We start from the raw sequence: 19,740 nt of genomic DNA on the forward strand, positions 1-19,740 counted from the left end.
CAGCATGATTATTCCCGCTTTGGATTTGATCGACGGCAACGTAGTGCGCCTGCATCAGGGTGATTACGGCCAACAACGCGACTACGGCAACGATCCGCTGCTGCGTTTGCAAGACTATCAGCAACAAGGGGCGCAGGTATTGCACCTGGTGGACCTGACGGGTGCCAAAGACCCGGCAGCACGCCAGATCCCACTGTTGCGTAAACTGCTGGCCGGGGTGAACGTCCCGGTACAGGTTGGCGGCGGCATCCGTAACGAACAAGACGTTGTCGCACTGCTGGAAGCCGGTGCCACGCGAGTGGTGATTGGCTCTACCGCCGTGAAACAACCAGAGATGGTGCAAGGTTGGTTTGAGCGCTACGGCGCCGATGCCATGGTGCTGGCGCTGGATGTACGCATTGATACCGCTGGCCGCAAGCACGTGGCCATCAGTGGCTGGCAGGAGAACTCGCAGGCCACGCTGGAACAGGTGGTAGAACAGTATCTGCCGTTCGGCCTGAAACACGTTCTGTGTACCGACATCTCACGCGACGGTACGCTGAAAGGCTCCAACGTAGCGCTGTATCAGGAAGTGTGCCAACGTTATCCGCAGATTGCCTTCCAGGCCTCCGGCGGTATCGGCAACCTGGATGATATTGCCCAATTGCGCGGCAGCGGTGTTGAAGGGGTGATCGTCGGGCGCGCCCTGTTGGATGGTAAATTCAGCGTCGAGGAGGCTATCGCATGCTGGCAAAACGGATAATTCCCTGCCTGGACGTTAAAGACGGGCAAGTGGTCAAGGGCGTGCAGTTCCGTAACCACGAAATCATTGGCGACATCGTGCCGCTGGCCCAGCGCTATGCGCAGGAAGGCGCGGATGAACTGGTGTTTTATGATATCACCGCTTCCAGCGATGGCCGGGTCGTGGATAAAAGCTGGGTGTCGCGCGTGGCAGAAGTGATCGATATTCCGTTTTGCGTGGCCGGTGGCATCAAGAGTGCCGAAGACGCCAGCCAGATCCTCTCGTTCGGCGCAGACAAGATCTCGATCAACTCACCAGCGCTGGCCGATCCCACGCTGATCAGCCGCCTGGCGGACCGCTTTGGTGTGCAGTGCATCGTCGTCGGGATCGACACCTGGCATGAGGCTGCAACCGGCAAATATCATGTCAACCAATATACCGGGGATGAAAGCCGCACCCGGGTCACCGAATGGCAGACCCTGGATTGGGTACAGGAAGTGCAGAAGCGTGGTGCCGGGGAGATCGTGCTCAACATGATGAACCAGGACGGCGTTCGCAATGGTTATGATCTGGAACAACTGAAGCAGGTACGTGAAGTGTGCAAAGTGCCGCTGATCGCCTCTGGCGGTGCCGGAACCATGGAGCACTTCCTGGAAGCTTTCCGCGATGCCGACGTTGACGGCGCGCTGGCGGCTTCGGTATTCCATAAGCAAATCATAAATATCGGCGAACTGAAAAGGTTCCTGGCAAAGAATGGCGTGGAGATCCGCTTGTGTTAACAGAACAACAGAAAAGTAAACTGGACTGGGAAAAAACCGGCCACCTGCTGCCAGCGATCGTTCAGCATGCCGTTTCCGGCGAGGTGCTGATGCTGGGCTATATGAACGAGCAGGCTTTGGCCGAGACCGAACAAAGTGGCAAGGTGACGTTCTTCTCACGCACCAAACAACGCCTGTGGACCAAAGGCGAAAGCTCGGGCAACTTCCTTAACTTGGTCAGCATTACGCCAGACTGCGATAACGATACCCTGCTGATCCTGGCCACCCCTATCGGCCCCACTTGCCATTTGGGCAACAACAGTTGCTTCCACCCTGCGGTGAGTGACTGGGGATTTCTGTATCAGTTGGAGCAATTACTGGCATCGCGCAAAACCGCCAGCCCGGAAAGCTCATATACCGCCAAGCTGTATGCCAGCGGCACCAAACGCATCGCCCAGAAGGTGGGTGAAGAAGGCGTAGAAACCGCCCTGGCCGCCACAGTTAACGATCGCGAAGAGCTGACCAACGAAGCCTCGGACCTGATCTATCACCTGCTGGTGTTGCTGCAGGATCAGGACCTGGATTTGAGCACCGTGATTGGCCGCCTGCGGGAGCGGCACCAGAAGTAATACTCTCTTTTTATCACGCCCCCTTTCCCTCTCCCCAAAGGAGAGGGAACCGATCGGGCCTCTTGATCAAACCTGTATCAAGCACTGAAGTTGCCCCTCCTTTTGGGTTAGGGACTTTTGATGGGTTCCAATAAAAATGCCGCCGGGCGTTAACCTCGGCGGCATTTTTTATCGTTCAATACTCAGGATTATTCCATCCATTCGGTATGGAACACGCCTTCTTTATCGATACGTTTATAGGTGTGAGCACCGAAGTAGTCACGCTGCGCCTGGATCAGGTTAGCTGGCAGCACCGCTGAACGGTAGCTGTCGTAGTAAGCGATCGCCGCAGAGAAGGTTGGCGTCGGGATACCGTTCTGCACGGCATAGGAAACGACATCACGCAGCGCCTGCTGATATTCATCGGCGATTTGCTTGAAGTAAGGTGCCAGCAGCAGGTTGGCGATGTCGGCATTTTCAGCGTAGGCATCGGTGATCTTCTGCAGGAACTGGGCGCGGATGATGCAACCGGCGCGGAAGATCTTGGCGATCTCGCCGTAGTGCAGATCCCAGTTGTTTTCTTTAGAAGCGGCTTTCAACTGAGAGAAGCCCTGCGCATAAGAAACGATTTTACCCAGGTACAGAGCGCGGCGTACCTTTTCCACAAACTCGGCTTTATCGCCGTTGAACGCAGCTACTTTCGGGCCGGTCAGTACTTTGGATGCAGCTACGCGCTGATCTTTCAGGGAAGACAGATAGCGCGCAAATACCGACTCGGTGATCAGCGACAGCGGCTCACCCAGATCCAGCGAGCTCTGGCTGGTCCATTTACCGGTACCTTTGTTGGCTGCTTCATCCAGGATCACATCAACCAGGTATTTACCCTCTTCGTCTTTCTTGGTGAAGATGTCTTTGGTGATGTCGATCAGGTAACTGTTCAGTTCGCCTTTGTTCCATTCGGCGAAGGTCTCAGCCAGCTGTTCGTTGCTGAGGTTCAGTGCCTGTTTGAGCAAAGAGTAGGCTTCTGCAATCAGTTGCATATCACCGTATTCAATACCGTTGTGCACCATCTTCACGTAGTGACCAGCGCCATCCGCACCGATATAGGCCACGCAAGGCTCACCTTCGGCTACCGCAGCGATTTTCTTGAGTATTGGTGCAACCAGCTCGTAGGCTTCTTTCTGGCCACCAGGCATGATTGAAGGCCCTTTCAGTGCACCTTCTTCGCCACCGGAAACGCCGGTGCCAATAAAGTTGAAGCCCTGAGCAGACAGTTCGCGGTTACGGCGAATGGTGTCCTGGTAATAGGTGTTACCACCGTCGATCAGGATATCGCCTTTTTCCAGGTGTGGAGTCAGAGAGGCAATGGTTTTGTCCGTCGCTTCGCCCGCTTTTACCATCAGCAAAATGCGGCGCGGCTTTTCCAACGATTCTACAAACTCTTCGACGCTGTAGTGTGGCACCAGGTTTTTGCCCGGGTTTTCAGCAATAACTTCGTCAGTCTTGTCGCCTGAACGGTTAAAGATGGAAACGGTATAACCACGGCTTTCGATGTTCAATGCCAGATTGCGGCCCATCACCGCCATGCCGACAACGCCGATTTGTTGTTTGGACATTAGAAACTCCTGTCTGAGGATGACACCTGTATCACGGCTCTCGGCCTACAGGTTTTTGATGTGGCCAACATGTTAACTCAGGATTGAGGGCAGTGGGTAGTGATTGGTGCGATAGATAGTTTGTAACAAAGGATATGACGCTGAATAATGAGTTGCTTTCTCAACTAATTGAATACGAAACAGAAAGCAAGTTCTTTTAAGTATTTAATAGGATAAATGAGTATTGCCGCTACAAGTGGATACTGTACAATTCAGCAGTTTTAAAAACTTCGGGAATAGAAAGTGCGCGCGAGTTCCAGCTTTTTTACATTACTTTTCATTGTGTTTGCGATGTTAGGTACCGTCAAGATATACATTGGCGGCAATCTCAATTGGTTAATTCAATTAATACTATTGGTCATCGCGGTAGCAAGTTCGTTGCTCGCAGCCCCCGTTTCCATAACACAAACGTTGCGTGAGCGTCTGTGCCTGCTGCGCGGTTATACGCCGATGTTGCTTGGCTGGCTGCTGTTTATGGCAGGTATTGCGATTGCCGCACTGATGAACGAGGGTACTGGCCTGTATACGGTAGCAAAATATCTTGCCTTACTGTTTGTCTTAGTGTGCCTAGTTGTTATTTCACCGCTTTCACCTGCCCTGCTGGAAAAATCGCTTAGTGTGGCACTGGTGGTTTCCCTGATCCCATTGATTTTGCTTGCCCTGTTCCGCCAGTTGGATGCAATGGTGATCCTTGGTGATGGCCGCATGGGTTGGCTGGCTAGCTGGCCAGGCGTTATCTGGAAGATTGGCGCTTTTGTTTGGCCGTTTGCCATCTGGCGCTGTTTGCGGGCACCGTCATTCAGGAACGTTTTACTGGCATTCTGCGCAGTATTGACTATGGCACTGGACGGCAGCCGCACCTCAATGCTGTGGCTGGTCCTGGTTTGGCTGACGCTGGCCATCATTGCCGCAGTGACCAGAGCCAACCCCAAACCAGTACGCACCCATATCAGCCTGTTATTCGTAACGCTATTTTCTTTTGCCGCGATCCAACCCGTGCTGCTGAGCTGGGTTTCTGGCCACTATGACCCGCTGGTTGTTGAATTCAACGAGTGGCGAGCGAAGCATAACCAGGAGAGCGGGAATGAAGTCGGTACCGAAGAGAGTGGTAACGCCCTCATCGGTAATTTTATGTCTAACCTGGGAGAGGCTTTTGCGACCCCGAAAGACTCCACTGCCGATCGCCTGCTCAAAGGTGATAACAGTACGCGTCTGGAGATGCTGCAGATTGGTTGGAAGCAAACCGTGGATAAATTCCCTTGGGGAGCCGGTTTTGGCAGTACACGCGTCATGGATTTTGGCGCGAGCAGCGTCATCCATATGACTTACCTGCAGTTACTGGCGGACGATGGGGTGCTTGCTTTTGTGGGTTACCTGCTGTTTTTACTGTTCCCTGCTTATTGTGGCCTGAAATTCGTCACGGAGAAGCGTGAGCTGTTCGTGGAACGCTTTGAACTGTTGCTTTGCCCTTTATCTGCGCTCGCTCTGTTTTTGTTTATGGGCTGTTTCCACCCGTTAAGTAACGAGCTCACCGAGTGGGGAATCGTTCTAACCGCTATCGCTATTTTGGTTACGCATGTCCCGCGTCGCAACTAACACTTTCTGGCTAATGCTGGCACAAATCGGGGGATTATTTATCCCCTTGATTGAATTGCCCGTACTCGCTCGTGCGCTTGGGCAGTTAGGTTATGGCCAGGTGCTGTATGCCTTGGGCATTGCCCTTACCGCTTCGGTGTTCGTCGAGTTTGGCTTTAACTTCAGTGCAGCGCGCAGCGTGGTGAAGGCAGAAGGCGACCGTAAAAAATTGGCGCAGCTCGTCACCAACGTGCTGTTCGCCAAGCTGTTGTTGAGCCTGGTGGTCGGGGCAATTGTCGCAATACTTATTCTTTCCGGAACGGGCGCTACATCAATCCCGCATCACTGGTTTATCTGGATTTCGTTATTTATCCTGGCCTTCGGCTTTACCCCGCTCTGGTATTATGTCGGGATTGAACGGTTGATTTTACCTGCGTTGTTAGATTTGGGGCTACGCAGTACTGGCCTGCTGTTTACTATCCTGCTAGTCTCTTCGCCCCAGCACGCACAGCGCGTATTAACAATCCAGGCCACGGTGGGAATTATCAATACATTGCTACCTACCCTGCTGATGATCCGCACCACAGGTTTAGGCCGCGTGAGCTTGCAAGGCACGATCGGCGTATTACGTGAAAGCTGGGAGTTGTTTTTGTATAAAGGGGCTCAAAGTATCATGGGCTCTATAGCGTCAACACTGCTGGGCCTTTTGGGCGGGGCGCGTGCCGTAGGGGCTTTTGTTCCGGCAGAGAAACTGGTCAGGGCCGCTAGCGGATTAGCATCCCCAGTGCTGAATGCGGCCTTCCCACACCTGGTAAAATTACAATCAGACTCTGCTCACGCAGCCAAAAAAGTGGTCAGCCTGGCGCTGATGGCGCTTTTAGCTGCCACCGTTATTTTCGCTCTATTGACCGTCTGGCTTGCGCCATGGGTGGTCAATATTGTTTTTGGGCCGGGATATCAGGACGCAATTGAATTATTAAGAATTCTGGTATGGATCGTCCCTTTGCGTATTTGTAGTATGGCGCTAGCCATTCTATGGTTTATCCCTATTGGCAAAGAGCGAGTAGCAAGCCGGGTAATGATGGTCAATATCGCTATCATTTGCTTGCTGGCTTTCCTGCTGGTTCCAAATTTGGGTGGGCTGGGCATGACTATCGCATTCCTGGCGGCCGAAATTACCATGTTTAGTTTGCTACTGTTTTTTTCTACAGAAAACAACCCCGGACCGCAGCCTGAACATTTTCAGTAATTAGCGTTGATTTTACTGCTTTATTCTTTGTATGAAGGAAGCTGGTTTGAGTAACTTTACCCTAAGCGTTGTTATTACTACCTATAACCGCCCCGATCTGATCGTGCGTGCGGTTAACTCGGTGATTGCCGAGAGAAGTCACAGCAATAACATCGAGATCATCGTAGTCGATGATGCATCCACCACTTCAATGCCAGCCATGGCCGTTGAACATCTGGTGTATCACCGTATGCCAACCAATGGCGGGCCTGGGCCTGCCCGGATGGTTGGCCTGCAACTGGCCAGAGCGCCCTGGGTTTTGATGCTTGACGATGACGACACTCTAGTGCCAGGAACAGCCGATTATTTAGCGCAAAAGTTGCCAACATTAGAAGAATCCGCTTACCCGGTGTATCAGTTTGCCGTCAGCAAAATGAATCAAAAAGAGGAGTACCGGCTGATCACTTTTGACGATTACGTCAACAAAGCAATTACCGGTGACTTCACACCCGTTTTTGACCGGCAAAAGTTCCTGCAAACCAGGCTACGCTACCCGGATAACCGGGCAGGTGGCGAACATTTGCTTTGGTGGAAGATTGCTGAAAAGTTCGGTATCCCTTCATACGATCGGCCGCTGGTCTGTGTCTCTGATGATGCAACGGTGCGCCTGACCCATTTCTCTTCACAAGTGAAAAAGGCCGCCTGCCACAAACAGCTCGCCGATATGGCGCTGGCTGAATTCGGTGAGCGGTTACGCCAGGATCATCCACAAGAGTTCCGCCGGATAAGCCTGGCCCGCATCACCTACAGCTTGCTGGATAACCAGCGTGACAAATCACGGCAATATCTGCATGATGCCCCGCTTGGCAATAAGCTGAAAACAGCACTCTGGGCAATCAGTTGGTTGCCACAGCCCCTGATCCATAAATTGTTCCTTCTTTACCGTCAACGTCAGGGATAAAAATGTTATGCGTATTGATTACGTAATCACCGGCCTTGATATTGGCGGCGCTGAATTCCAAATTGTTGCTTTAGTTGAGCGTTTAGCTCAGCGGGGCCACGATGTGCGCGTTATCTCGCTGACCCCACCATTGGCTTTCCAAGAACGCCTTTCTGCAGCAGGGATCCCTCTTTGCTCACTCGAAATGCATTCAGCCAAGCATTTACCCTTCGCTTTATGGCGTTTGCGTAAATTATTGAAGGAGTCCCCACCGGATATCGTCCATGGTCATATGGTCCATGCCAACCTTCTGGTGCGGTTGGTGCGCATATTGGTGCCCAACCTGAAAGTGATTTGTACAGCACACAATACCCGTGAGGGTGGTAAACTTCGTGATTGGGCCTATCGCCTGACCAACCCGCTGAGCCAGTTAAATACTACTATTAGTGAAGCGGCAACCCGTCGTTTTACTGAAGAGAAGGTTTTCCCGCGTGAAAAGACGCGGACTATTTTCAACGGCATCGATACCGATAAGTTCCATCCAGCAAATCAACGTGATGAAAAGGCAGGCCCTTTCCGCTGGTTAGCTGTGGGCCGCTTGATGGAGCAAAAAGACTATCCTACGCTTATCACAGCCTTCAGCCATCTGCCGCAGAGCAAATTGTTGATTGCCGGACAAGGGAAACTGCTAAGCGCCCTGCAGCGACAGGTAAAAGATTTGGGATTGGAAGAGCGAATTGATTTTCTTGGCGTTCGCCATGATATCGATGAGCTTTACCGGCAGGTTGACGGCTTTGTCCTGTCATCAGAATGGGAAGGATATGGGTTGGTTGTCGCGGAAGCTATGGCCTCTGAATTACCTGTTGTCGTAACTGACAGCGGTGGGCCCGGTGAGATTGTCGGTAGAGAAGGAAAAGCTGGCCTACTGGTCCCAATTAAAGATCCTCAAGCTTTAGCCAGTGCACTGGCAGCTATAGAGGCACTGCCTTTCAAGGAAAGAGAAACCATGGGCAAACAAGCCCGTCAACAGATTCAAGAGAGATTCTCTCTTAATCAAATAGTCACTCTCTGGGAGCAGATTTACGCTGGGCTGCAAAATAATAATAAATAGCATCAGCACATCGCCAAAAGGTCTTGAATGAAAATTGCATTAATAGGTACGACAGCAAGCTGCGTTGTGGGTTTCCGGGCTGACTTGATTAAATCCCTGCATCAACAAGGGCATACAGTATATGCGTTTGCCTTGAATTATGATGCGGAGACCCGCGCACAGGCAAAAAAATTGGGCGCGATCCCTGTTGATTATGATTTCAGCCGGACGGGCCTTAACCCGTTCAAAGATATCCGCGACACTTTAGCACTCAGCAAAAAATTGAAAGAACTTGGACCCGATCTTGTTTTTTCTTACTTCTCAAAACCTTGCATCTTCGGCACGTTGGCTGCCGCCAAAGCTGGCGTCAAAAAGCGCTATGCGATGCTTGAGGGGCTAGGCTATCTGTTCACAGAGAAACCCCAAGGCACTAGCCTGAAGGTAAAATTGCTGAAAAAATCCAGATTGCCTTGTACCGCTTCGCATTCCCCAAGCTGGACGCGTTAATACTGCTTAATCCTGATGACTACAATGACTTGTTGGTTGACTCACAGGTTAAGGTCAAGAAAGCCCATGTATTGGGTGGGATAGGGCTAAACCTTGCTGATTACCCTTTCTCTCTGCCACCTGTAGCACCAGTTTCATTCATTTTTATCGCACGGCTTCTGGTGGAAAAAGGGGTGTATGAGTACGTTTCTGCCGCCAAAATAGTCAAGGCAAAATACCCCGAGGTGCAATTTTATATGTTGGGCGACGTGGACCAGCAAAACCCGGGTAGCCTGACCGAGCAGCATCTTTCGCAGCTGATTGAAGACGATATCATCAACTACCCTGGCTATGTGGAAGACGTCCCTAGCTGGATAGCCAAATCCAGTGTCTTCGTTTTGCCATCTTACCGTGAAGGTTTACCACGCAGCACCCAGGAAGCGATGGCGATAGGCCGTGCGGTGATCAGCAGTGATGTACCAGGCTGCCGTGAAACCGTGATCCAAGGCGTTAATGGTTACCTGGTGGAACGTTGGTCGGATAAAGCACTGGCAGAGAAGATGCTGGAAATGATCGAAAACCCGCAGCTCATCAGGGAAATGGGCCTCGCCAGCTATCGTCTGGCGCAGGAAAAATTCGATGCCCGTAGGGTAAACAGCCGTTTGCTGGAGATGCTGGGCATCCCGCAGCCACAGCCGGAACATAAAATAGATCAAGCCTCATAATGGCAAAGGCCAGTCGCTAAGCAATTGGAAACCCAATGCTCAGGACTGGCTTTTTACTTTTATTGACGGTTATTTTTGATAGCCATTTGGGTTATTTTTTTGCCAGTTCCACGTATCACGCATCATTGCCGCCAGATCGCGCTTCGCATGCCAACCCAGTTTTTCCGCCGCTAACGCAGGATTTGACCAGCATTCTGCTATATCCCCTTCCCTGCGTGGGACGATCTGATACGCCACTTTGCAGCCCGAGGCGTTCTCAAACGAATGCAACATATCCAATACCGAGTAGCCTTTGCCCGTGCCCAGGTTATAAACAGTAAACCCTTTCTGATCGGCAATATGGTCGATGGCTTTCAGATGCCCTTCTGCCAGGTCCATCACATGGATATAGTCACGAATGCCAGTGCCATCCGGGGTCGGATAGTCATCACCAAAAATTGACAATTTCTCTAGCTTACCGATAGCCACTTGCGAGATATAAGGCAGCAGGTTATTTGGGATGCCGTTAGGATCCTCGCCAATGCGGCCAGACTCGTGGGCTCCTACGGGGTTGAAATAGCGCAACGCTGTGATAGAAAACGCAGGCTCCGCCTTGGCAAAATCCTGCAGGATCTGCTCCACCATCAGTTTGGAAGTACCGTAAGGATTGGTGGTTCCACCAACACGGGAGGTTTCAACCAGAGGAACCTGCTCAGGTGTGCCATATACGGTGGCTGAAGAGCTGAAGATAAACTGATGCACGCCCGCACGGCGCATTGCATCCAGCAACACCAAGGTGCCCGACACGTTGTTTTGGTAATATTCCAATGGCTTACGCGTCGACTCCCCTACCGCTTTCAGGCCAGCAAAGTGGATCACCGCCGAGATAGTGTGACCGGCGAAAATGCGGCTCAGACACTCCGCATCCTGGATATCACCCTGGTAGAACACAGCCGCTTTACCGGCCAACTGTGCCACTCGGTGCAGCGACTCTTCGGAAGAGTTCGACAGGTTGTCTAATACGACAACATCCTCTCCCTGCTCTAGCAACGCCAGAACTGTATGGGAACCAATATAGCCGGCACCGCCGGTGACTAGAATTGCCATTGTTACTCCTTGCATATGCAATGGGGGCGAAAAACGCTGGGTCAATAGGTGGTTATTCTACCCTTGAAATTGTTGGCGGCCAGCTTCTTTAGTGGAGAAAAGAGGGGATGTTGAACTAATAAAATAATCCTTAACTTCGGGAATATTATGGAAAAACACGATATGTATACGCGAGATCCTAAATTGCTCAGTACTAATATTAATCCACTTAAAAACCATTAAAAAGCCACGTATGAAAGTGGTGTTAAAAAGAACAATAGATTGCTTTATTCTAAAGAGGCAGAAGAAGTGCTCAGTAAAAGGCTGGGTTTCTTAATGAAAATGTAATAATAGAAAATTAAACTCACTGGTAAAAACAAAAATAGTGGCTATATAAGGAGATAGCAATAATATCGACAATTAAAACGCATCAATCCAGTATAAAGCCTATCGGATAATATGAATTATCGAAATTAAAATTACATTCCTAGGAAGAAATATTGCGGCTATAGGGAGTGGATAATCCAACCAGGTAAATATCGAGATGAGGTTGGCTATAAAATCAAAACAAAGAGCACTATAGTTGGGTAGTAAAAAAATGGGAAGATATTGATTAAATACACTTCCATGAATTAAATCTTTAAAACACACCATTCAATATAATTACTAATTTTTAAAAAGACACATTGAAACCCAAAGTTCTTAGTCATTTTATTTTTAAAGAAAAGCTACCGCTATATAGAGGAGGGACAATGATAGACAGTTTATTTCCACGTGCTGTCATCTTAAGATCTTTATAAAATAAATCAGAAAAATCAATGTGTTCATAAAATTTGATGTCTATAATTTTTTGCATATAATATGGATTTGCCATTAACACCGTAATAATATTTTTATCTGAGTACATTGCTAACTTTATTTCTGCGTTATTGGGTACTTTAAATTTTTTATACTCATGGCCTGACATTATACTCGGAAGTACTTTTTTATTCCTTGTGACATCTTAATTACATCATTCCATCGGCTAAAAAATATTTTATTACTCTTATTTTTTCTAGGGAAAGATGAGTAATATAAGTCATAATAAGAATAAAATATAAGACCTTTGGAACCAGCGATTAAAGCTTGATATGCTTGATTTTTCATTTCCTCATAACTGGGGGGTAAGATAAAAAATCTTTCCTATAAACACCCCAATCCATAATTTGAGGAATAAACCAGCTTGTTTTTATTTTTCTGTTATTTCTAACAATATCATCTAGATCCTTTGCCATATCATATGTAACAGAAAGATCTTTTCTAACTCCAACTGGATAAACATCAGCAGCTATAATATCTGTATATTCAAGGAAAAAACGCGCGATAGCAGTTCTATACACCACTTGCAAAATTGGGTGCGATTCGTCTCTGCTTCGCACAATTGAATAAAGATTTTTCACCTCGGATATACGAGTAACTGGTAACTCATCATTAATATACCAAGCAAGTAAATTATCTTGAACTTTGATTAAATCGATATAACTCACTAGCTTTTCAGGATCGGATGAAAAACTTGGGGCCCATTTCATCCCTTTGTACATATCTTTTAACGAAAATATAACAGAAAGGTTATTATTCTTAGCTTGTAAGAAAAAGTCGTCCACATTACTGGCTGCAGGTATCGAGTAACTTAGGATTGTATTAAATCCAGCGTCACTAATTTTTTTAAAATCATCAGTACTTGAGTTCGTAACAAAAACACCTAATGGGAAAAATCTCTTTCCATCCTTAATTAAATAACCATCTAAGTCAAAAAAGTTATTATTACTGATTAATCCTTTCGAAAGTTCACTCTTTCGGTTTAGATTATCAGAAGATACAATTTTCTCTCCAATTGTATACTTTCGAACACGTAGGTTATCAAAGATTACAGAACCTATATTTTCCCTTCCAGCAGAAAATCCAATGGTCAACTGTTTAGCTTCATGAGGTATGGCGTATTGAAAATTAATCTTTTTCCAATCAAAATTTCCAGTTTTCTCTTGATGAGAATATGTATCGAAAATATCACCTGAAGAATTGTACGCTTTAATATAAAACTCACCTCCATTCTGCCCTACATCTGCTCCAACTCCTTTCATATCAAACTCAATGTTAATGACATCACCATATGAAACATTTACTTTTTGCGCAATGTAAGAATAATCTCCATTTTTTTGTTCTGAATAAGTACACATGCTTTTTGTTTATTATCGCATTCACGTAGTATTTTAACTCCTGATTTAGATTTACTCCAAGAAGCAAGGCCTTGATCAAAAGTTGGATCTTTAAGTATTTCCACTTGATCTATCTGCTCAGTTCGAGCTACAAATGAAATGATGAGTAAGGCCACCAGTAACAATGCTCTCATATTTCCCAACTATTTTAAAATATCAGTGTAGATATTATACATGCGCTGCGTGTTTCTATTATAGTCTCCATGCAATACAATATTTTTTCGGTTATTTAGCACAATCATTGGATAATTATCTCCTTTCAATTTATCACATGCCATCGCAAATTTATTAGCAATTTCATTCTTATCATAGGAATCAATAAAAACAGCATGACTCTTATCAAGCCATTCAATGTTAGCATCGATCTTTGATAATATTGGATAAACGCCAATGCAGAGAACTTCAAACAATGACAATGGTGTTCCATCTTTATCTGGAATACTTACTGCAAGATCCATATTTGATAATTCACTCATTAATTTTTCGCGATCAACTCTCCCAGAAAAAACAAATTCCTCATCTGAAAAATCAAGTTCATTAATTAATTTCTTTATTCTTAACTCATCGAAAGAATCGCCCCCACCATATAAATGGAGTTTAACATCAAGACTTTTAAATTTTTCTCTAAAAGCTTTATAACCAAGTAGAACATCATCAATATGATATAAAGGAGCCCAATTCCGGATAGAACAAATATTTATTGTCTTATCATTTCTTTCTAATTTTATTGGCAATTTATCAGTCTCAACTCCATATTGAAAAACATGTATTCTATTATTATCAATGCTACGAATTGATTGTATTTTGTCTGCCAAATGGACGGCTGGTACATTGATGATATCGTACTTACCAAGTGAATATTTAACCAACCTTCTCAATATTAGATTAGTATTTATTTTTCCATTAACATCCGTACCCCAAATAGAAAGTATCTTTTTGTATCCGCTTAAAAATGATGCAACAATACCGTAAGAAGAAAGAAAATGAGCGTGAATTATGTCTGGAGAAAAATCTTTTGTGATTTTTTTTATTTTATTCACATATAATAAAAAATCAAGACGAGTATTAGTTATTGCAGGCAATCTAATTACTTCAACTCCATCAATATCTGGTGCATTTCCGTGTAACGTAATGACTTTAATTTTAAATTCTGGACCAATATTTCCTATCCACCGCTGGATATGCCCAGATGACCAAGGACCAACAATTAATAAGCGGGGCATATTATTTCCTCACAAATAAAATCCAAGCCAAGATTGATAATCATTAACACCAGCCTTGCCAACCGAAAGCAGATAAATTGTCACACATAATAAAATGAGTATAATACGAACAACAAAACGGCCACCTGGGCTCAAACGATATAATGCTAAGCAGAGCAATATAGGCTCAACAACATCAAATAATTTAAATGTTCTAAAGCTTAGTATTTCAAATCCAGCTGTCATAAATCCAAAAATCATTCCGATAAGATACATGACATAAAAAAATTCAAATTTTTCATCGTCATTATTTCTCATCATAAAATAAAAAATAGTGGCAAAAATTATGTGACGCAATGCAAAGAAACTAAAAAGATTGACCTCGCCACCATACATATCAGAATTTGAATAATTGTATAACCTCGAAAACAATGAAATACCAGAAAAATGAGATTCAAGAATGCCAAATACAACATTTATCGATAGAAAAGGAACTATTAAATAAAAAATCAATGACAAATAATATAGCGATGTATATTTAAACAATCTAATTTTTCCATAGTATCGCCAGATTACTATCGGAATAATAAATATAAACGCAAAGACATGAAAAAAGCCAGCAATAAACATTAATAAAATTGACTGGAATATTTTTTTCTCATATAAGTAATGAAATGAAAAACAGATAATACCTACAGCAAACCCAAACCGAAATTGTATAAATTCAGAATTTATAAAATTAAACGATAAATAAATGAGGAATGCCAGAACTGAGTCCTGAGATACAAATTTATTATAAGCTATGACCTTCAATAGAATTGACAAAAACGAAAAGAAAAGTAGTAAAGAAAAAAATCCTAGACCAAATGTTTTGAAAATTGAATTAAAAAATAAGTATCCCCACTCGCCATGTATAGAGGAAAGATTGTAACTAAAAAACCTTGATATTTCTGGTACAAGTTGATAAATCTGCCGATATGAAAAATAGTCAGGATCGCTATTATAGCGGGTCCCAGCAATTATCACCGATACAAATATGGCACTTATTAAAACTAACAGGCGGCTTGTGTTATTTCTTATAGGCAGAAAACTAAAGAACGCACAATATATAATTGGTACAACGAGCCAGAGCATCAGGAAATCCTTCGAATGTCATTTTTATCGTTAATTATACTTTTCAGTTTATTATAAAATAACGTGCAAAGCTTCTTCGCATCCCAACGGGATGATGCTTCTAATGCAGAATATTGCAATTTTGAATATAACTCTGCATCTAAACTAATTTTAGCAATCTCTTCCACGAATCTTTCTTTTGAATAAAGATCAATCAAAAAGCCATTTTCACCGTTACTAATCATTTCCGCTGGGCCTGTTGGACAGTCATAAGCTATTACGGGTAAAGCAAAACTGAAAGCTTCGCTTATGACCATTGGCAACCCTTCATAATGTGATGTCATTACTAAAACATTATGATTTCTATATAGCACATGCATATCGGTTCGGCGCCCAAGAAATTCTATTTCTTGCGACAAATTAAGATTCTTTACTTTAGATTTTAAATTTGATAATAAACTCCCTCCCCAACAATAGATAGCTTAATATCTATACCTTTATGTTTACATAGATTGATAATATCAATAAGCTCTTCATGATTTTTTTGATGTTCTAAGCGGCCTACAGCTAATAATTTTCCTGACCATTTCCTAGATTCGAAATCCTGTATAATCTCCCAAGGTAATGGATTTTCTTGAACGTAAATACTCCGCCTAAGCAGAAATGGATAGTGCTTTATATCACCTCTAGTCAACACACTTATTCTATTAGCACGGAGGTATATAATATTTCTCAGCAACCTTTTTAATGGGCTTTTAATAGCAAAATAATTATTGTGCTCACATACCAGTATTTTATTTTTGGAAAAAAATTGGGATATCAAAACTTGCATACTACAGCCAGTAAGAAATGAAACAATTAAATCAGGAGATACTTCTGAGATCTTTCGTTTTAAATTACGGATTCTCGAAAACATTGATAGTACATATTTTATCCCTGTCGCTCCATAATCAAAAATTAATTTATCAACATTTACCTCAGGAAAAATATCATATTCTATTTTATCCTCATGCAAAACAAGATGAACATCCGCACCAAGTCTTGCAAGTTGATTGGCAAAAGTGCTAACGACCCTTTCCGCTCCACCATTATGGAGAGATGGTACGATCATCATTATTTTCATAGGAATTGGGATTTCCAGTTTATTATGCTGCCTTCATCTATATTTAATTCAGTTTTGAAATCACTATAGACAAAACTCTCTAACTCTAACTTTAATTTTTCCCTTTTTATCACCGGCAGATTAAAATCCTTCTTTTTTCTTCTGCTCTATTGTCTACACCAATGATTAAAGTTCTTCTATTATTCTGTAATGCGCGAATGCCAGCATGTAATCTTGTTCCGACAAAGTCACATGAATTATTTGAAACAAATGCATCATAGGATCCAAGATTCGGGGGGATTATCTTTATATCTTTAAAATCACCCAAGGATTGCAGATACTTCAAATCATCACTTCCTTGAACCCAATATGATACACTATCATAATTATTAAGCAGAAACGCGATCAAAAAATTATCATTTTCGTAATCTTTACGATAATCAGTTAGAGTGAAAACGACACTATTACTTTTCTTAGTTGGAACCATTTTCATAGCATCTTTTGTAAGTGCCCACATAGTGGGGCAAGAAGTATTAATAACATTCTTAATCCCCAACCTCTGAAGCATCTTCAAAGTATAACTATCACGAACTGAATGTAAATGATCTTTTGAAAGTAAAAGGTTTAATAATTTCTTAGTATATGCATTTGGCTTTTTTTGATAACTCCCCCAACCACACCCCATCAAAATAAGGGGTTTCATTCTTAATGCATCTATAATATCAATATCCCACTGTTTATTTAATAACATATTGGAGTTTAGTATATTAGTACCACATACAAACGATCTATAACAGTTATTATGCAGAAAGATGCCTTTAGATGATAGACCGATATGAGTGGGATAGGTCACAAATTGCTTCAGAGGAAATATTTTTCTTAATTCTTTTCTTGCCGAATCATTTATTATACTATCACCAACATTAAGTGAACTTATGCTCGTATCAAAAATTGACACAAGATCATTTTTCACCTCAGATTTAATAAATTTATTTAATCCAAGTCTACTATTTACTACATATTTAAAATCCATAAAACTCCCACCCTACAATAAAATATATAACAAAAGCTAATATTGAAACTATGAACTCAAATTTCAAAACACTGAACCACACACCAATAGCCTTTTTAATAAATATTATTGATGTGACATACATGACAATGACATTATAAACTATCATAGATAAAATATATGATTTTATGCTATAATTCACCATTGTAATTGATAAGATAAAGTAGAATAACAAAGACGACAAATTCCAAACAACTATATCTCGAGAACGCCCGACGGCAAGAGATACATTCGGATTGATAACAGATAATGATCGAACAAAGAATAAAATTGCAGTGCTCCAGAAATAATAGATATTTTCTTTAACATCTCTACTTAATATAACTTCAATAATGAGAGCACTAAAAAACATATAGAAAGAAAATAGTATAAATTGAACGCTAGTATATATTCTATTCCCTTTCTTTATATTGATTATTAAGCTTTCCACATTACCATTGCAGGCACACAAACGAGGAAATGCCTCTTTGATATAAATTGTGGACAATATCTCAAACCCTCGACCAACTAGTTGTTTAGCTAAAAAGTAAGAAGATATGACCTCCTTTGAAAAGAAAATATTAACTAAAATGATATCTAATTGTCCTCGTAAAAAAATTAAAAACTGACTAATAATGACATCGAAAGAGTATCTAATGTTTTTTAAATCTGGCTTTATCGTCATAACATTAAACGATAAATTTCTTGTAAAGAAAACTATAAGAATGAACTGAAAAACATAAAATATCATGTAATTAATTGAAAAAACATAGATATTATGAAAACCAAGATGCAAAAGAAGCAACAATAATGCAAGCGAGAATAGACGTGATGTTACCTGGATAGCTGCTATTCTTTTATAATTACGCTGAGAATATAGACGACCTATATAAATGGATATAATAATCCCAATCAATAATGGTAATGTCATAAAAAAAGATGACAACAAGATTTCATTTGATATGAAATTAGTTAATGATGTCATAAGCAAAATAGAAAAATTGATAAGCAAAAAAAACGATATAAAAACAAAGTTTAACCCTCTAAGGTCACTGTTTTTTTGCTCTTCACCTAATTTTATAATATAATGCTGAACTCCATTCTCCATTGGAATGGTAATAAGACCAAATATTAAAGTAACTACTGATAATGAAGCTAAATCTTGATGACTCAAAATTCGCGCTGCAATTATAGTTACTAAAAGCTGTAAAAAAGCATTACATAACGAACTTAATACTTGCCACACTGGACTTGTATTATTAGTCATTCTAGATCTAATTGATATCATCTCCTTAATACCGCTCTATATCCATAATTTGTGAAATACCATACAGAACGGAAGAAACCTATTCTCTCAATTTTTCGGTATATTTCCCATTGCCGTAATGCTTTTTTTAATTTATTTCTTGATATAGATCCAGGTACAATTCTATACATAGTTAATATCTCTTGTAGCTTAACAGCTTCAGCACCTGTCTTGAGAAGGCTGATCCAAAGCACGTAATCTTGCCCTGTTCTTATATCCGGCATTTCAATATATTCAAATGCACATCGTCTTAGCATGACTGTAGAACAACCAATTGTGGCTCTCTTTTTTAGCATGTCACTGTAGCAAACAGATTCTGGTGATTTGATATCAACACACTCATTTTTTAATTGACCTTGAACATCAACTAAAGTATAAGCTGTAAAACAGAAATTAACATTCCTTTCATTCATAAATTGCAATTGCTTCTCTAATTTTGTAGGAAACCATTTATCATCACTATCGAGAAAAGCGATAAAATTGCCAGAGGCTCTAGACAGTGATTTATTCCGTGCAATCGCGGCCCCAGAGTTTTTTAGATTTGATTCTAAGCTAATTCTTTTATCACTCTTAGCAATTTCATTAATTATTTTATATGTGTTATCTGAAGAGCAATCATCAGTTACCAACCATTCCCAATTAGTATGTGTTTGCTCTAACAGTGAATTATATGCTTCTAAAATAAAGCGTTCTGAATTGTACGCAGGGGTTATTATTGATACTTTCATATTCGGGTAATTCCATAGCTCCTGCTATTGGTTACTAAAGGAATAGATAATTCCCTTAATTAACACCATGCAGATTATCAAAAGTTAAATGTGATTTAAGAGGAGTCGTATAGGCACGATAGAACGTGCCTA

General features: G+C 42.7%; 18 protein-coding genes and 1 pseudogene. 8 read left to right on the plus strand and 11 right to left on the minus strand.

The features are described 5' to 3' along the window. The first annotated feature begins 4 nt into the window (after positions 1-4). Genes hisA through hisIE form a run of 3 tightly spaced genes read left to right on the plus strand, consistent with a single transcriptional unit; the run spans position 5 to position 2,108 of the window. Positions 5-742, plus strand: coding sequence for a 1-(5-phosphoribosyl)-5-[(5-phosphoribosylamino)methylideneamino]imidazole-4-carboxamide isomerase (gene hisA, locus ACQ86O_RS23050; protein ID WP_431223016.1), 738 nt, complete (start codon positions 5-7; stop codon positions 740-742). Further along, the gene (gene hisF, locus ACQ86O_RS23055; RefSeq protein ID WP_431223017.1) at positions 724-1,500 is read left to right on the plus strand and encodes an imidazole glycerol phosphate synthase subunit HisF; all 777 of its coding nucleotides are present in this window, start codon (positions 724-726) and stop codon (positions 1,498-1,500) included. Before hisA ends, hisF begins: the two co-directional genes overlap by 19 nt. Then, positions 1,494-2,108 carry a bifunctional phosphoribosyl-AMP cyclohydrolase/phosphoribosyl-ATP diphosphatase HisIE gene (hisIE, locus tag ACQ86O_RS23060; protein WP_431223018.1) on the plus strand — a complete coding sequence of 205 codons (615 nt, stop codon included), beginning with the start codon at positions 1,494-1,496 and terminating at the stop codon, positions 2,106-2,108. The genes hisF and hisIE overlap by 7 nt, the downstream gene beginning before the upstream one ends. Before the next feature lie 188 nt (positions 2,109-2,296). Here the strand turns inward: hisIE and gndA are convergent, their stop codons facing one another. Then, the gene (gene gndA / locus ACQ86O_RS23065) at positions 2,297-3,703 is read right to left on the minus strand and encodes an NADP-dependent phosphogluconate dehydrogenase (protein ID WP_431223019.1); all 1,407 of its coding nucleotides are present in this window, start codon (positions 3,701-3,703) and stop codon (positions 2,297-2,299) included. Between the two features lie 417 nt (positions 3,704-4,120). On the opposite strand from gndA, the gene ACQ86O_RS23070 reads away from it, so the two are divergent. From ACQ86O_RS23070 to ACQ86O_RS23090, 5 genes and pseudogenes are all read left to right on the plus strand, one after another. Further along, on the plus strand, positions 4,121-5,338 hold the full coding sequence (locus ACQ86O_RS23070) for a hypothetical protein (RefSeq protein WP_431223020.1): 1,218 nt from the start codon (positions 4,121-4,123) through the stop codon (positions 5,336-5,338). Further along, on the plus strand, positions 5,319-6,566 hold the full coding sequence (locus ACQ86O_RS23075) for an oligosaccharide flippase family protein (RefSeq protein ID WP_431223021.1): 1,248 nt from the start codon (positions 5,319-5,321) through the stop codon (positions 6,564-6,566). Before ACQ86O_RS23070 ends, ACQ86O_RS23075 begins: the two co-directional genes overlap by 20 nt. Positions 6,567-6,612: 46 nt before the next feature. Next, the gene (locus ACQ86O_RS23080) at positions 6,613-7,506 is read left to right on the plus strand and encodes a glycosyltransferase family 2 protein (protein ID WP_431223022.1); all 894 of its coding nucleotides are present in this window, start codon (positions 6,613-6,615) and stop codon (positions 7,504-7,506) included. Between the two features lie 7 nt (positions 7,507-7,513). Continuing rightward, on the plus strand, positions 7,514-8,596 hold the full coding sequence (locus ACQ86O_RS23085; protein WP_431223023.1) for a glycosyltransferase: 1,083 nt from the start codon (positions 7,514-7,516) through the stop codon (positions 8,594-8,596). Between the two features lie 27 nt (positions 8,597-8,623). Then, positions 8,624-9,786 (plus strand): annotated as a pseudogene (locus ACQ86O_RS23090) (glycosyltransferase family 4 protein). Between the two features lie 69 nt (positions 9,787-9,855). Here ACQ86O_RS23090 and galE read toward each other — a convergent pair. From galE to ACQ86O_RS23140, 10 genes are all read right to left on the minus strand, one after another. After that, positions 9,856-10,872, minus strand: a complete 1,017-nt coding sequence (gene galE, locus ACQ86O_RS23095) for a UDP-glucose 4-epimerase GalE (RefSeq protein WP_431223024.1) — start codon at positions 10,870-10,872, stop codon at positions 9,856-9,858. A gap of 685 nt (positions 10,873-11,557) precedes the next feature. Continuing rightward, complete coding sequence (locus tag ACQ86O_RS23100; protein WP_431223025.1) at positions 11,558-11,818, minus strand: hypothetical protein; 261 nt, start codon at positions 11,816-11,818, stop codon at positions 11,558-11,560. Between the two features lie 175 nt (positions 11,819-11,993). Next, positions 11,994-13,067, minus strand: a complete 1,074-nt coding sequence (locus tag ACQ86O_RS23105; protein WP_431223026.1) for a hypothetical protein — start codon at positions 13,065-13,067, stop codon at positions 11,994-11,996. Between the two features lie 182 nt (positions 13,068-13,249). Next, a complete protein-coding gene (locus tag ACQ86O_RS23110; RefSeq protein ID WP_431223027.1) occupies positions 13,250-14,329 on the minus strand; it encodes a glycosyltransferase in 1,080 nt (359 codons plus the stop codon). A 9-nt stretch (positions 14,330-14,338) separates the two neighbouring features. Beyond that, complete coding sequence (locus ACQ86O_RS23115; protein WP_431223028.1) at positions 14,339-15,442, minus strand: EpsG family protein; 1,104 nt, start codon at positions 15,440-15,442, stop codon at positions 14,339-14,341. After that, positions 15,442-15,840 (minus strand): glycosyltransferase, encoded by a 399-nt coding sequence (locus tag ACQ86O_RS23120; protein WP_431223029.1) that lies wholly within the window; start codon positions 15,838-15,840, stop codon positions 15,442-15,444. Before ACQ86O_RS23120 ends, ACQ86O_RS23115 begins: the two co-directional genes overlap by 1 nt. 23 nt (positions 15,841-15,863) lie before the next feature. Next, a complete protein-coding gene (locus ACQ86O_RS23125) occupies positions 15,864-16,544 on the minus strand; it encodes a glycosyltransferase (RefSeq protein ID WP_431223030.1) in 681 nt (226 codons plus the stop codon). Positions 16,545-16,653: 109 nt separating this feature from the next. Then, on the minus strand, positions 16,654-17,556 hold the full coding sequence (locus ACQ86O_RS23130; RefSeq protein WP_431223031.1) for a polysaccharide pyruvyl transferase family protein: 903 nt from the start codon (positions 17,554-17,556) through the stop codon (positions 16,654-16,656). Then, positions 17,546-18,841 (minus strand): oligosaccharide flippase family protein, encoded by a 1,296-nt coding sequence (locus ACQ86O_RS23135; protein WP_431223032.1) that lies wholly within the window; start codon positions 18,839-18,841, stop codon positions 17,546-17,548. The genes ACQ86O_RS23130 and ACQ86O_RS23135 overlap by 11 nt, the downstream gene beginning before the upstream one ends. A 17-nt stretch (positions 18,842-18,858) precedes the next feature. Continuing rightward, the gene (locus tag ACQ86O_RS23140; RefSeq protein ID WP_431223033.1) at positions 18,859-19,608 is read right to left on the minus strand and encodes a glycosyltransferase family 2 protein; all 750 of its coding nucleotides are present in this window, start codon (positions 19,606-19,608) and stop codon (positions 18,859-18,861) included. Between the last annotated feature and the right edge of the window lie 132 nt (positions 19,609-19,740).

This window comes from Serratia sp. L9 (assembly GCF_050632285.1).
Classification (GTDB): Bacteria; Pseudomonadota; Gammaproteobacteria; order Enterobacterales; family Enterobacteriaceae; genus Chania.